At 57.8% G+C, this 14,173-nt stretch carries 7 protein-coding genes and 4 pseudogenes; 3 read left to right on the top strand and 8 right to left on the bottom strand.

Features of this window, described 5'->3' with window-relative positions:
* Window positions 1–16: 16 nt before the first annotated feature.
* Window positions 17–1,693 (bottom strand): CocE/NonD family hydrolase, encoded by a 1,677-nt coding sequence (locus MESCI_RS28675; RefSeq protein ID WP_245262918.1) that lies wholly within the window; start codon window positions 1,691–1,693, stop codon window positions 17–19.
* Between the two features lie 1,041 nt (window positions 1,694–2,734).
* Here MESCI_RS28675 and MESCI_RS33350 point away from each other — a divergent pair.
* Together MESCI_RS33350 and MESCI_RS28660 are read left to right on the top strand one after the other, a co-directional pair.
* Window positions 2,735–3,484: pseudogene (locus MESCI_RS33350) on the top strand (ISAzo13 family transposase); the annotation flags it as partial.
* A 387-nt stretch (window positions 3,485–3,871) separates the two neighbouring features.
* A complete protein-coding gene (locus MESCI_RS28660) occupies window positions 3,872–4,969 on the top strand; it encodes a DUF2817 domain-containing protein (RefSeq protein ID WP_013533436.1) in 1,098 nt (365 codons plus the stop codon).
* 407 nt (window positions 4,970–5,376) lie between these two features.
* Here MESCI_RS28660 and MESCI_RS28655 read toward each other — a convergent pair whose 3' ends face one another.
* Together MESCI_RS28655 and MESCI_RS28645 are read right to left on the bottom strand one after the other, a co-directional pair.
* Window positions 5,377–5,637 carry a hypothetical protein gene (locus tag MESCI_RS28655; protein WP_041163552.1) on the bottom strand — a complete coding sequence of 87 codons (261 nt, stop codon included), beginning with the start codon at window positions 5,635–5,637 and terminating at the stop codon, window positions 5,377–5,379.
* Between the two features lie 410 nt (window positions 5,638–6,047).
* Window positions 6,048–6,509, bottom strand: a pseudogene (locus MESCI_RS28645) (IS110 family transposase); the annotation flags it as partial.
* A 255-nt stretch (window positions 6,510–6,764) separates the two neighbouring features.
* Here MESCI_RS28645 and MESCI_RS28640 point away from each other — a divergent pair.
* Window positions 6,765–7,078, top strand: a pseudogene (locus tag MESCI_RS28640) (integrase core domain-containing protein); the annotation flags it as partial.
* Between the two features lie 42 nt (window positions 7,079–7,120).
* On the opposite strand, the pseudogene MESCI_RS28635 reads toward MESCI_RS28640, so the two are convergent.
* The 5 genes and pseudogenes from MESCI_RS28635 to MESCI_RS28615 form a co-directional block, all read right to left on the bottom strand.
* Window positions 7,121–8,745 (bottom strand): annotated as a pseudogene (locus MESCI_RS28635) (MFS transporter).
* Between the two features lie 410 nt (window positions 8,746–9,155).
* Window positions 9,156–9,896, bottom strand: a complete 741-nt coding sequence (locus MESCI_RS28630) for an amino acid ABC transporter ATP-binding protein (RefSeq protein WP_013533434.1) — start codon at window positions 9,894–9,896, stop codon at window positions 9,156–9,158.
* 130 nt (window positions 9,897–10,026) lie between these two features.
* Window positions 10,027–11,001: an amino acid ABC transporter permease gene (locus MESCI_RS28625; protein WP_013533433.1), complete on the bottom strand. Its 975-nt coding sequence runs from the start codon at window positions 10,999–11,001 to the stop codon at window positions 10,027–10,029.
* A gap of 52 nt (window positions 11,002–11,053) precedes the next feature.
* The gene (locus MESCI_RS28620) at window positions 11,054–11,890 is read right to left on the bottom strand and encodes a transporter substrate-binding domain-containing protein (RefSeq protein WP_013533432.1); all 837 of its coding nucleotides are present in this window, start codon (window positions 11,888–11,890) and stop codon (window positions 11,054–11,056) included.
* Window positions 11,891–12,335: 445 nt separating this feature from the next.
* Entirely contained in the window at window positions 12,336–13,067 is a 732-nt protein-coding gene (locus tag MESCI_RS28615) for an aspartate/glutamate racemase family protein (RefSeq protein WP_013533431.1), read from the bottom strand.
* Between the last annotated feature and the right edge of the window lie 1,106 nt (window positions 13,068–14,173).

The following is a 14,173-nucleotide window of genomic DNA, read 5'->3' as shown; positions in this document are numbered from 1 at the left end:
CGTTGGACAAAACCCCTCACGGCACGATTGGAAGGATGATTTGCGAGGGATGGTCGCGATCGTGGTAGATAGTGTTCTCTGCCACGACCCACCTGGTTTCCGTCAAATTGTTACCGCCTGTATTCAGGTTTCGGCCGAAATGCGGGAAGCTGCTGCTCGACACTTGCACGCGGATGCGGTGGCCAGGCGCGAAGTAATTGCCGGTCGCATGCAGATTCACCTCTATGGGATAGATTTGGCCTGGGATCATCAATTTAGACGGCTTGTAGCCTTCACGGTAGCGCGCCCGCGCGATACCGGTCCTGAGATTGTAGACCCGCCCATCGGGATAGACGTCACTCAGTTGCACAACGAAGTCGGTGTCCACCGCCGAGGATGACACATAGAGCACGGCGCGCAGCGGACCGGTCACCTCGATGCCTGAACGAAGCGGCTCCGTGGTGAACACCAACCGGTCGTCTCGCAGATCCGTCTGGCGCTGGTCCACTGACACGCTGGCGGACTCAAGCTCGGCAGGGCAGCCCGGACCCGGGGGGACTCTGAAGGGCTCAGGGCTGATAACGGGATCGGCAGGATCATAGTGATAACGGTCAGGCGGGCCCGACGCAGCCGCCGTGGATAGCCGGCCGTCACCCTTGCTCGTGTTCGCATGACCGCCGCTGCTCAAATAATAGGGCACAAAGCGTGTTCCCGGCAGCGGCCAGCTGTCGGATGACTTCCACTGGTTCGCTCCAATCAAAAAGTATTGGACGTGCGGCATGTCGAAGCCGCCCTGACCGTCGCGCAGCCAATGATTGAACCAGCGCAAATAGATCGACCACCAATCCAGCCGATTGTCCCCGACATCACGCTGGCCCACGATGTAGGGTGGGGCCTGTTCGCTTTCGCAATGACCGGTGGGAGAGATGATCACATACTGATTCCGCCGCGCTTCCTCTGACAACGACTGCTTCTGGAACCTGTCGAACAATTCCAGCGTGCCTCCAACCGTACCGTCATACCAAGAATCGACGAACAGGGCCGGAACATCGGGGTGCGAGAACTCATCGAAAAGGCCGAACTTGCCCCACCAAGGACCGCCGAGTTCACGCGAGTGCCAATCCCGCCAGTCATTGGGCGGGCCGCCGGCCCGGTCGCCCAAGTCGGCAACAGGGAGGGTCTTCAGCAACTCCCAATAATCAACTTTCTTGAGCACTTCTTGGCGCTGGTTGGCCGACTCGCGAAACCACTGCAGTGTGCAGCCCATATCGTGAACACCGGAAACCAGTTCATCCCATGGCATCGACCGCAGTGCGCCAGCGGCTCCCTGCGGCACGACAGCCTTCAGCGCTGGCGGCCGCCGTTGCGACGTCATCACCTGAGTGATGCCGAGAGCAGAGCAGCCGTAACCGCCGACCCGGCCGTTGGACCAGGACTGCGAAGCGATCCAGGCGACCGTGTCGTAGCCGTCCATGGCATCGCTTTCAGCTAAATGGAAGGTACCCTCGGAACGGAAGCGCCCGCGAAGGTCCTGCACAACGACCGCGAAGCCCTGGCCGGCAAACATCCTGACTGCCACGCTGCGGTGGCTGAACGGACTGGGCTGAAGATAGCCCGCCTTATTGTATTGCGTCCGGATCATGATTGTCGGCAGCGGGCCAGCCACCCCGCGTGGACGATAGATGTCGGCATAGTGACCGACGCCGTCATGCATCGGTATGCGGACGTCCTTCTCGACATCTACTTCGTAACGCGGCTTCGGAAGGGGCACTGGCTGGTCTGTCTGCCCGCTCCGGTTCAACCATCCAGTGCCAATTTCGGCAGCCTCATTCGTGGGCGTTTTCGACCATCCAGTGCCCGTTTGGGCAGCCTCACTCGTAGGGGTTTGGGCAGCCTCACTCGTAGGGGTTTGGGCGGCCGTGCCCGTAGGGGTGGCTAAGACCGCGCTTGCGGACCTGGCGATAGCCGCAGCGGTCGCCGTCAAGCGCTGACGGAGCCGGTATGGTGCATTTTGGACCATCCTGTCCCTCCTCGGTATGGCGAGTTCATGCGCGGTTACACGCACCTCCAGATCCAGGCCCGCGATCGACCAGGGTAAAGCAAGACAGGCGACCGGCCCTACTCCGCCATGCTTGCGGTAGAATGACGGGCAGGGCCAAGTTCCGGTAGAGGGCATGTCCCGTCGGCCAAGAGTTGGCAAGAATATTATCATTATCGCAGTCATCTAGAACTTAGATGGTTGAACACCGCCAGCCTCGCCTATAGGGGATCGATGCAAAATTGCCTGGTTGTGATTCATGGACTGCATCGGCGGGTCGGTGCAGTTTGGCCCGGCGAATGGCGGATTTCAGCGCGGGTTGGTCAGAATGCGGCGCTGGAGCGTCTGGCGCGGAGGGTGAAGTGGTATCACTTTAAGACGCTGTCGTCGCTTCGGCCGCAGGGCGCGGGCTGGCCGCCGTTAGCTTGGCCTAGCATTGCAGGCGCCGCCGCCCGATCACATGCCATTGTCCCCGGTTCCGCAACCGGCACTATGATCGATGCTCGCTGGTGGCGACGCCGCACCGGCCGGGGTCGGCCGACGGGGCGCGGCGAGCTACTTTTCGTGGCCAACTAATGGGCTCGGTGCGAAACAATCGAATCGGAATTTGAGGTGAGGCTGTGCCTTTCCGGTTGATCGATTGTCGAGAGCGTGGCTGAGGGCTAGACGCGGTCGGTATGGTCGGATTCAGTCATTCGAAGAAGTTGGTCAAAGCGGATGATAGACATTGCCGCGATCAAGGCGCGTTTTGAAACGCTTTCGCCTATTTGTATGAGCGCGCCCGACGCTTGTTTGCGGCAACGGAGGCTGAACTCTTCGGGAATTGCGTCGCGCAGTGCCTATTGGACTGGACGCATTCGTCGACCGGGAGGCGGTCGCAAGCCGAAGACCGAGACTGAGCTTGGACTTTTGGCGGCGCTCAGGGAACTGGTGCGGTCGGCGATCCGTGCGATCCCGAGGCGGTCCTGTTGTGGGTCAGCTGAAGCCAACGTCATCTTGTGTGCGCTCTGCCTGAGCGCTGCTTCACTGCAAGCCGGAAATTGGTAGGCCGGTTACTGCGGGAACTCGGCTTCAGCCTTCATGCTAACAAGAAGACGCGGGAGCGCGCGGCCCATCCTGACCGTGATAGGCAGTTTGAACACATCAACGCGAAGATCAGACGGTTCCGGGATGGCAACCAACCGGCCGTCTCTGTCGATTCCAAAAAAAAGGAACTGGTTGGCGATTTCAAGAATGGTGGCCGTCAGCTGCGGCGCAAAGGCGATCCGAAGCCCGTACGCTTTCATGACTTCGAAATCCCCGCACTACGGCAAGGTCGCTCCCTATGGCGTCTATGACATCGCGGCCAACGCCGGCTTGGTCAATCTCGGCACCGATCACGATACCGGCCTTCGCGGTGGAAACGTTCGACGCTGGTGGCTCACCTTGGGCAAGAGCCGGTATCCGGGCGCAACCACCCTGCTCATTAAAATCGCAGCGGTTGTTTTGAGCCGAGGCCTAACTGCTCTTTTCGCGCCGCTCAACCCCCAGCAGAAGCACCGGTCTGTGCAGGCGGACGCAGGGACCGCGAAGTCACGGCCGCTCTGAGGTTATCTCAAAACGAGATAGCGTCGATCCGCAAACTGAATTTGACGTCGATCGCCGCGACGGGTCATAGTTCGAAAGCATGTTCTTGGCGGCATCTACAAAGTTTATCAGCTTGTCGGCTCCGTTACTTTCGGCGCGTGAGGATAGCGGATAAATAGTCACTGTCCGCAAGTTTTAGCCCCGGCATCTCACATAAAAATAGAGGTAACTATCGAGCCATGGGTCTCAGTTGCTGCCGCAGAATGATTAGCAGGGAGATTGAGCACGATGAATCTTGACAGCGCAAAGGAGCTAGCCTCCGTTGTCTTTTCTGACGATTATTTCGAAGCCAGGCAGAAATTCCTGGCGGCTGCGCCGACGTCGCGAGCATACCGATGCAGTACAAACGGACCCTCTGGTGAGGCTCTCTACACGGACGCAGCGTATTTCGGCCCGGCAGACGCCAAGAAACTCTTGGTTCTGGTTTCCGGTACACACGGGCCAGAAGGTTGCATCGGGTCCGCGGCGCAGCTTCTATTCTTGGAAGCCAAATTTCATAAGCGTCTCCCATACTCCACGGCCGTGCTCTTCCTTCATGCGCTGAATTGCTACGGTTTTGCCTGGGATCGCCGAGTTACTGCGGAGGGGGTTGACCTCAACCGGAATTTTGTCGACTTTTCCAAACCGCTCCCCTCGAATCCTGGATACGAGGAGTTGGCCGGGCATTTCGTTCCGGCGGACATTTCCGAGGAGGGATTGAAGCGCGCTGAGATTGCGTTCGCGGCATATCAAGCGAGACACGGCGAATTGAAACTTCGGGAGGCGCGAGGATCAGGGCAATACACCCATCCGGGCGGCCTGTTCTACGGCGGAACCGAGCCTACCGAAGCCAGGCGAACTCTCGAGGAAATAACGAACGAATTCAACGTAGCCGCCCGCGATGAGGTTATCATCATAGATTACCACACCGGACTGGGCCCTTACGGCTATGGGGAACTGCAATGCGAGCAGTCGTCCGGACTAAGCGGCTATGAGCGAGCCGTCCGCATCTTTGGCACGTCTGTAACGTCGCCCGAAGTAGGGAATTCTTCCGCGGAAATTATACCTGGGACCCAAGACGCATTTTGGGAGCGTGTCTTGGGGAGCCGGCACACCTACATTGCTCTTGAATTTGGAACTTACAAACTAAATACGGCGGTGCTGCGCGACGACCATTGGTTATTCATGTATCGGCCAGAAGAGGTTGATTCCGAGCGGGGCCGGCAGATTCGGCAGGTCACCAAATTGCACTACTATCCGCAGGGGTCAGACTGGAAGGAGATGATCGCTTGGAGATCGCACCAGGTGCATCGACAGGCAATCGAGGCACTTGCGTCAGGAAAATGATCTCCCAAGCCTGGCCGGCGTCCGGGCCAATTGAGATAATCTCGGCTTAACGCATACAGGCCACGGAAGGAGCCGGCGGAGAAATTCATTAAGGACATCGGCCGCGCTACCCGCAAACAATATTCGGCGGAAGAGAGGATCCGCATCGCCGCGAGCGCGGCCTCCGATCAACTGAAGGCGAGATCAGACGCCTGTTAGCCCACTTCGAGGGCAACCCCGTCAATTGATCCCGATGGGTCGCATCATCCGCTTCGTGATCGCACGGCGATGTGACAGGAGAAAATGTGCAGAGTGACGTGGAGCGATCTCGACGCCCGCACCCGGACGCTCACGATCCTCGCAAGGACCCGCGGGTCAGGATGGGCAAATGACGTTTGGAGCGTAAAGCGATCCTGTATGTGCAGTCGTCAGCCCATCAGGTCCTGCACAATCCTGAGAGCAGCATGCTTCAGTATGCGACCCGCGATCGCCTGACGGCGCTTGGCTGCTCTCGCGTAGAGACGATCGACGACGATCTCGGCCCGTTCTGCCGCCGGCGGCGTCGCGCGTGCCGGCTTCGACCGGAGGGTCGCCGAGGTCTGCCTCGGCAAGGTCGGTACGGTTGCGGCGCGAGTTGGAACCAGGCACTCATCCGTGTCGGTGAGATCGAGAGCAAGATCGCCGCGCATGATGCCGCGACGCCAAGGCCATCACCTGTGTTGGCAACGGCATCACGGCGCTGGCCACAGACCTTCAGGCTGTCTGGTCGGCGCCAACGACGGACGCCAGGCTCAAGAAGCGCATCGTGCGCACGGTCATTCAGAAGGTGGTCGCCAATTTCGACGATCATGCCTCCGAGATCGTGCTGCTGATCCATTGGATTGGCGGCACCCATACCGAGCTGCGCCTGCCGAAGCGCCGGCGCGGACAGCGCAGCAGCACCTCCACCGATATCATCGCAGCCATCCGGCAACTGGTGCTGATCGCCAGCGATGATCTGATCGCCAGCATTCTCAACCGCAACGGCTTGGTGACCGGGCATGGCAATCGCTGGACACGGGAGCGGGTCACCGCACACAGATCGCATCACAAGATCCCGGATGCGGTGCTGGATCTCGGTCTTGGCTCTGGCGATCGCCTCATGCGTCTTCGACAGTTCCTGTACGTTGTTTATTCCGGCGCGCAGCGGATCGTGATAGCGCTGCGTCGCCTGGATCCTGAGCATGTGCAGGATCACCTGCGCATCCTGGGGATCGTTCTTGTCCCAACTGTTGTGCAAGGCCTCCCGGGTTCGGGCGAGCGCCAGTGACGACACCAGCCGCACCTCGAAGCCTGCCTCAGCCAAACGCCATGCGATAGGGCGATGATAATTGCCCGTCGCTTCGAAGCCGCAGACCACCGGTTGGCAATACGCCTGCAGAATCTCGATCAGCCGGTCATGCTCTGCGCGGGTGTTGAGAACCGGCAGCCGGCTGCGGCGCTTGTGGCCGGAGGCTTCAATCAGGACTTCATTGCGGACCTTGGCGATATCGATCGCTACCAACACCGCATCGGCGGGTATAACATTTGGGCTGGTCGTGGTCGGTCTCTCCGGAATGGGTTGTGAACATTCACATTCAAGAGATCCTTCGACTGGCCATGGCCACCTCGATCGGTGCGCGCCTGCAGCGAAAAAGCTGCGCGCACCGATGTCTCGGTTGCCTCTCATCATTCCTTCGGTAGGTGCTATGGCAGCGAGTTCACCACGCCAGGAGCTGGCGGTTCGGCCGTTCCACTGATCAAGGAAGCGATCGCAAATGGCGAGATATTCCGGGCTCATGCCTTCGAACTCGCCCGCGCCAGGAACGATATCGAACATCGAACCACAAAGCCAAAGCATCCTTGGACCAACGGCCAGGTCGGGCGCATGAACCGCACCATCAAGGACGCTACGGTCAAGCGTTTCCACTACGACGATCACGACCAACTGCGTCGGCACCTTGCCGAGTTCGTCACAGCCTACAACTTCGGTCGCAGGCTCAAGACCTCAAAGGTCTCACCCCCTACGAGTTCATCTGCAAGGCATGGGCTTCCCAGCCCGAGCGCTTCACCCTCAATCCGCTCCAGCAAATGCCGGGACTAAACACCTAGGCTTGGCAAGTTGAACTTGGGACGCCGCTTCCGGCCTTTCGCTCAAGACCTGTCCAAGTGGGGCTTAAGCGGCATGTCGTCGTGTACCCGCACGTCTGCCGTTCGATCTTGATGGATTTGGGCGGGCAATCGCCTTGGTGCAGTGCGTCCAGGCGCGCTGCGATTTCAGCGTCGGCATGGGTCTGCCTCTGGTTGTGTCGCAAATGTTCGACCCATGTTGGTACGTGGTAACACTCGGTCCACAGTCCGGGCTTTTCTAAGTCGCGCAGCAGCGACCACTGCCTGGCACCGTCTCGGAGTCGGGCTTTTCGCCACGATGTCATCACGATGAGGAATTCTGGAACTTCTTTCTGATCGATGCGATAATCAACCATCGCCATGATCGGTCCGCTGCGCGATCGCAGGTCAAGTTGCAGCGCCGGTTCGCTGAACTTATTGGTCGGGTCGAGATTGAGTGTTTCGAAATCCGGTTGGTGAAGAAGAATGCCGATCAGCCCCCCGAAGACAAGAACGAGGCTAGCAACGAACAAAGCCCCGGAAACACCCTGGATGTCCGCCAATTCACCCCAGATCCAGCTGCCCGCCGCCATGCCGCCATATGTAGCCGTCTGGTAGAGGGAGAGAGCTCGTCCAACCACCCACCGTGGCGCCGAAAGCTGAACCGTCACGTTGGACAGCGAGAATGCCTGCAGCCAGGCCGCACCAGCCGGCATGAGGAGAAGGCAGCTCAACCAAACGTGTTCGCACGATGCCAGAAAGAAGCAGATGATCGCCAGCACAAAGAATGCGCCACGAATGACCCACTCGTTGGTGAGAACTTCGCGGCTCCGTGTGATAAGAAGCGCGCCGCAAATGGCACCCAGGCCAAAGAAGCCGAGCATCACGCCGTAGATTATGGCAGTACCCTTCACCTGTTCTCGGGCAATGAGCGGCAGCAGAGCCAGAATGACGATGGCGGTGAGACCGAAAACGAAACTCCGACACATCACCTTGAGAAGGTTCGGCGACAGCAGCACATAGCGGAAGCCGGCGCCCATCGCACTACCGAAAGCCTCACGCGGAAGCGGCTGTCGCGCACGTACAGTTTTCCATCGCAAGAGCGCGATGATCAGGGCGAAGTAGCAAAAGAATTTGAAAAGAAACGCAAAGGCCGCACCGGCTGCCGCTACAATGAGCCCACCAATGGCCGGTCCGATGCTGCGCATGAGATTGTAGCTCATGCCGTTAAGTGCAACTGCGCTTGATAGGTGCTCGCGAGGGAGGATATCTCCCATCGAAGCTTGCCACGATGGGTCGTGCAACGCCCAACCACAGCCGATCAGGAACGTGAGACTCAACAGAGTCCAGGGTGTGAGTGCCTGGGTATAGGCCAAAAACGCCAAAGACGCGGAAACGCACACCATCAGCAGTTGAGCCGTCAACATAATCCGGCGGCGATCAGAGTTATCTGCGAGCGCTCCCGCTGCGAGCGAAAAGATCATGTACGGCAGCGTAGTCGATGACTGGACGAGCGCCACCATACCAGGCGACGTGGCAATGCTCGTCATCAGCCATGCAGCAGCCACGCCCTCGACTAGGGTGCCAAGGTTCGAAACAAATGCAGCCGACCACAGAGAACGGAACCTCTTGTGTTGAAACGGCACGAGTGGAGATGTTCTCTTTGCCATTGTGGAAGCTTTCGGGATCGACTGCTGGCGCGAATTCACAAGCACCCAAATATGCCACGCCCTTAAAGCCAAGCTGCCACGCGCTCGCGCGCCCACTAACCCACAAGGGTAGCGGCCTCACACCCATAACGATGAACGCAGGCAGTACTACCATCGAGCGCGATCCACCGTCGTTTTTCCAACGGCGCTGCAATTTGAATCTCACTCTAGGCGGAAGCCACGACGTTTGAGCTAGGTGTGTTCAAATACTGTTTGGGCGATGTGATTCATCTAAAACTCAGATGACAAGATTGGCTAAAGCGACCGTTGCTTTGTGGCCGAGATCTGTTGCAATCAACTAATATTGCTTATGTTGCTCGTCTCTCGATAATTCTGATAGTCGCTAAATCAGATCCGCCCGATTGATCAACTCAGTGCGACAAGATTTGATGGAGGAAGAGCTTTGTTCTTTCGTGCTGAGGCTTGGTGAAGAAGTCGTGCGGCTTGCCTTCCTCGACGATCCGGCCTGCATCCATGAAGATGACGCGATCGGCGACGGAGCGCGCGAAACCCATCTCGTGGGTGACGCAGACCATCGTCATGCCCTCGCGCGCGAGACTGGTCATGGTCTCGAGCACCTCAGCGACCATCTCCGGATCGAGAGACGAGGTCGGCTCGTCGAAAAGCATGACCGCAGGCTCCATGCAGAGCGAGCGGGCAATTGCGACGCGCTGCTGTTGTCCTCCGGAGAGTTGACCAGGGAATTTGTTCGCCTGCTCGGGTATGCGTACGCGCTCGAGGAATTTTAGCGCGATCTTCTTTGCCTCGGCCTCTGACATACCCTTAATCCACATCGGCGCTGCCATGCAGTTCATCAGCACCGTCATATGCGGGAAGAGATTGAAGTGCTGGAACACCATGCCGACGTTCGTACGAACCTCAGCCAGGTCGCGCATTTTGTTATGCAACCGGATCCCATTGACAGTGATCTCGCCCTCTTGGTGCGCCTCGAGCCGATTAAAGCAGCGGATTAGCGTCGACTTTCCCGATCCGGAGGGGCCGCAGATAACGATGCGTTCGCCCTTGCGGACCGTGAGATTGACGTCAGTCAATGCTCTGAAGGTGCCGTACCACTTCGAGACGTTCTTAGCTTCGATAACTGTATCACTCACTGCCACTCCTCTGGCCGCCCGATAACCCCGATCCGAACTTGACCCGGGGGAGCTTATCTCGACAGTCGTCTTAGATGGGCCGTACAATTTTGGAGCGTGCTTCACGTGACCTTGCCTATGCTGACGACCATCACCGCACCTTGCTTCTAGCAAAGTGGCGCTCGATCCTGGACTGGACCAGTTCCAGGCAGATGGACATAATCCAATATATAATTGCGGCCGTTATGAGCATCTCCATGTGTTGAAAAGTCGGCTGGCCGAGTGTGCGAGCAAGGAACGTGAGCTCCCACACACCGAGGATGGAGACGAGTGAGCTGTCCTTCAGCATTGAGATGAACGTGTTTCCCATTGGGGGAATGATGACCGGAAGCGCCTGCGGCAGTATGATCCTACGCATCGTAAGACCGAAGCCGAAACCCATGGATCGCGAAGCTTCCCATTGGCCGCGGTCGATGCTCTGGATACCGGCACGGAAAATTTCTGTCATGTAGGCTCCGGTGCAAAGCGACAGCGCCAAGACGCCTGAAGGAACGGCGTTGATAAAGATACCAAGTTGCGGCAGTCCGAGGTAAATCAGGTAAATCTGGACCAGCAGCGGCAGGCCACGGAAAAATGATGTGTAGAAACTGGCGATTGCATAGGCGAAGCCATTGCTTGAAAGCTTTGCAATCGCGGCAATCATCGCGATGATCGAAGCGAATATCAGTGAAACCGCCGAGATATAGATCGTCGTAACCGCTCCCTGCGTGATCAGATATGGTAAATTCTCCCAGATGAAGGGCATGCTCAGGTTAAATGACTTGAAGAAGGCAAGAAACAGAACCAGTAGCTCGGCCCAGACAACACCGATTTGCACCTTCAGCGAAACAAAACCGATCAAAACGATGTTGAGACAGAATATGATCGCTATCACAAACGCGATCGCGAAGCGACCATAGATCCCACTTTGCGCCGGGTCGCCGATGACAGGCCGCATGAGCTCGCCAAAGGTGGTGCCCGTAAGATTGAACATAAGAAAAACCGCGAGCACTACGGCAAAAATTGAAGCAACGAACCACGGCTTGTGGACGAGGACCTCGGACTCGACGTTGTCCTGATAAAGCATGAGCAGCGCTTTCAAAGAGCGGCCCCGACAGCGGGGCCGCTATGCTTTGCAATTATCTGTCGACGCTGTAGTCCGCGCCGAACCATTTCATGGACTGCTTGGCGAGGGTGCCATCATCCCTCATCGTTTTCACGGCAGCCGCAACCCTGTCGAGGAATTCCTTGTCGCCATGGAGAATGGAAATAGCAGCCGGCCCCGAGAACAACGGCTCGTCAAGGATCTTAATTGGATACCCGGCCTTTATCGCATTTCTAGCCCCGTTATCAGAGTTAAGCACCGCATCAAGCCGTACTCCATCTCCCAGGCGAAGGTCGTCGTACAAAAGGCTGTCCGTTTGGTAAATCTTCAGCTCGCCAGGTGTAAATTGGTACTTTACTGGTTTAGCGGTGACCCATCCGGGCGTAAAGTTATGTTTGGCATAGGACTCTGCCACGTCGCCCGATCCGACACCGATAACCTTGCCGTCGAGGTCGGAAAGTTTCGTCGCCTTACTATCCTTGTGTACGATGGCTACCTCTGGAATGTAACTGTAAGTGACGAACTCAAATAGTTTGGCACGTTCCTTCGTAGGCGTCATTTGACCCATGCCCATATCCCAACGGCCCTGCCACTTGCCTGCCGCTATCATATCCCAGTTCGTCGTTACGAACTTTACCTCCACGCCAAGGGATTTCGCGATGGCCTTGGCAAGGTCGATATCGGAACCATCGAGCTCATGTTTGTCGTTCAAATGGGACAGGGGTCCCCAATCCGGCCCCACCGCCACCGTCAGCGTCTTTGTGGCGAGCACGCGATCCAGAACTTCGCCGGCGTTGGCCCTGGACGGGCTACCGCCGGACGCAACTGCGAGTGAGGCTGCAGCTGCAATCATCGTTATAAGCCGATTCATCCGTCTCTCCCATCTTTTTTGCCGTTCTTGGCCCGTTAGCGAAGCAAGGTCGTGTCTGCGCGTACTCTCAATGACTACATTCATGCCTGCATTTCGGGCAGGCGTTCCTGTTGACTAGATATGCATGGCGCTGGTGCATCAGAAACGATTAGCGCCTTGTCAGTCAAAACCGCTGAGTGGCTGCCGTCAAATTCAGTTTGTCGATTGTGGCCATCTGAGTCTGAGATGATGTGAGTTGACCGGCCGCCTTTGCTACCGTGGGTAATAGGTGTGATGCCGGCGGCTACTGCCGCTGCTGCTCCAAATCCCACTGATTGCCGGTGACGCCCTCACTACAACGGCACTCCGGTGCCAATGCCCCACCGGGAACAACACGAAGACGCACTATCCCGCTTACTGCCATGGGCGTGCGGGCTTTGTGTTGGAACCACAGCTTGATCGTTATTCATGACAATTCAGGGCTAGCAACCGACGCGAGCGTCAGCCGACAAAGGTCCGTGATGTCGTAGATCGGCAGCCCTGTTATGCGGCGTAGGGCGTTTTTGATACTCGGGAAAGCCGTGCATTCGAAAAGTAGGGTTCCAATCTCAGAATGTTCGGAGCGCAGTTGCGCGACACAAGCTGCGACTTCCGATTCAATTTGTCCAACATCGGTTTGGATGTATGGCCGCGCGAACGCGTTACCTACGAACATACCGCCTTCAATCCCTCCGACGACTACTTTCGATCGATCGACGGGCTTCTCTATCCCCAACAGATCTTCGGTGCAGTGTCGGGAGTCAGCCGCTACTACCGCCAGCTTCTGAGCGGGCGATAGCTGCCGCAGCAACGCCGGAACGAGTAGCAGGCTGGACATCACGACGGGTATATTGACTGCAGCCGCAACCGCTGCCTGATAGCGAACGAAAAAACCGCAGTCAGCAGAGATTACGTCAGCGCCTCGTTCGACTAGTCGTCTCGCTGCAGCAACACAAGCGTCCTTAAGCCTAAGAGACGGCTCACCGCGCACAATAGTCTCGGCGAAGGCGCCTTCCACTATTTCCATGATGATCGGGCCATCAAAGGTCGCTGGATGCAACATAGAACCCTCCCTTGCAATAAGGAACGCGCCATCAGGTGCCAGTCCTTCATCAAGCTCAAGAATTCCGAGGACCGGGCGGCGGCCTTGCAAGACCATGAGTGACACCTTTCAAACTGAGAGGGTTCAGATTCCGCAGGGTCGTGGCAAATCTCGATGCCGTCGCTGTCGACTTGCGAAAAGCAAACGTTTGTTCGTAGGAATTGACATTGTCATACAAACGTTTCTAAGTCAATTGGATTCCGAGAATTGGTTCGAATGTACCGGTTGCTCATGGCACCAAGGATCGGGTGCGGAGGAGGGCCAGGCAGTTGCCCTCTGGCGGCCAGCAATGCCTTCAGAAAAATCGCGGTCGACTTGATAGGCAGGAATAGAGCAACGTCGGTAAGGAGAAACGACGAGCTCGTCGGGAGCGCCACAAGCCTTGGTCTTTCGCATCAACTCGGAGTCTGACATTGGGTCGCCAGCCCTCTGCGCCAGGCGCGAATACTCTCCGCCCCTGGCAGCTATGCCAACATGGGCAACCTTCATGTCTGTTCCGAACTGATGCTGAAGCCCCGCAGATGCGCTGGACCCATACTCATCGCGGCCGCGATGCGTTCGCTCGGCATGTCCATGGCCTGAGCGCATGCGGCGGCAGCGGCGATTGGAGCAAGCGTGGAGGCAGGCAACCGTGCAGGGGACGACATCGAAGCTCCCGCGCTGCAACTGGCGCCAGACCTTGCGAACGCCGTCGACGCGGAAGCTCGCTTCAAACACGCGCCGCACCTCATCCTACAAAGCCTCATCCCTCTCGCCTAAGCCGAGAGGCGGGAGAGATCGATGGGCTTGGCGAAATGGTGGTGGCAGGCCGACGGGGCGACCGGCAACACCTTGAAAATCAGCTCGACCCATGCCCCCTGCGGTGACCGTCGATAAAGGCGATCGTGGGAAAAATAGGTTCGAAGCTCGCGGTTCACACGTTCCGAAGCCTTGAGCTTAATCGCGACATCCGTGGGACCGCAGGCGCTCGAACCTCGTCACCCACTCATTGAGCGTCTCCGCTGTGCAGCCCATCTTGGCGGCAACCGACATGACCGCCGCCCAGCGCGAGGAAATGCTCGTCTTATCCAGAACCAGCCGCACCGCACGGGCCTGACTTCGGGAGAAAATTATTTGTTGTCCTGCCAGCCAGGCTCTACCTTCTCAGGAGCTAGAGTCCCCGA

Origin of the sequence: Mesorhizobium ciceri biovar biserrulae WSM1271, assembly GCF_000185905.1 — a bacterium.
Lineage (GTDB): Bacteria > Pseudomonadota > Alphaproteobacteria > Rhizobiales > Rhizobiaceae > Mesorhizobium > Mesorhizobium ciceri.
Note: the sequence above shows the minus strand (reverse complement) of the source record. Positions and strands in the feature narration are given on the sequence as shown.

Excerpts from the sequence above, each read along its gene's own strand:
- MESCI_RS28615 (WP_013533431.1), bottom strand. The coding sequence starts at position 13,067 with ATGGTCTTGCAAGGCCGCCGCCCGGTCCTCGGAATTCTTGAGCTTGAT.
- MESCI_RS28675 (WP_245262918.1), bottom strand. The coding sequence starts at position 1,693 with ATGCATGACGGCGTCGGTCACTATGCCGACATCTATCGTCCACGCGGG.
- MESCI_RS28660 (WP_013533436.1), top strand. The coding sequence starts at position 3,872 with ATGAATCTTGACAGCGCAAAGGAGCTAGCCTCCGTTGTCTTTTCTGAC.
- MESCI_RS28655 (WP_041163552.1), bottom strand. The coding sequence starts at position 5,637 with ATGCGCGGCGATCTTGCTCTCGATCTCACCGACACGGATGAGTGCCTG.
- MESCI_RS28625 (WP_013533433.1), bottom strand. The coding sequence starts at position 11,001 with ATGCTTTATCAGGACAACGTCGAGTCCGAGGTCCTCGTCCACAAGCCG.
- MESCI_RS28620 (WP_013533432.1), bottom strand. The coding sequence starts at position 11,890 with ATGAATCGGCTTATAACGATGATTGCAGCTGCAGCCTCACTCGCAGTT.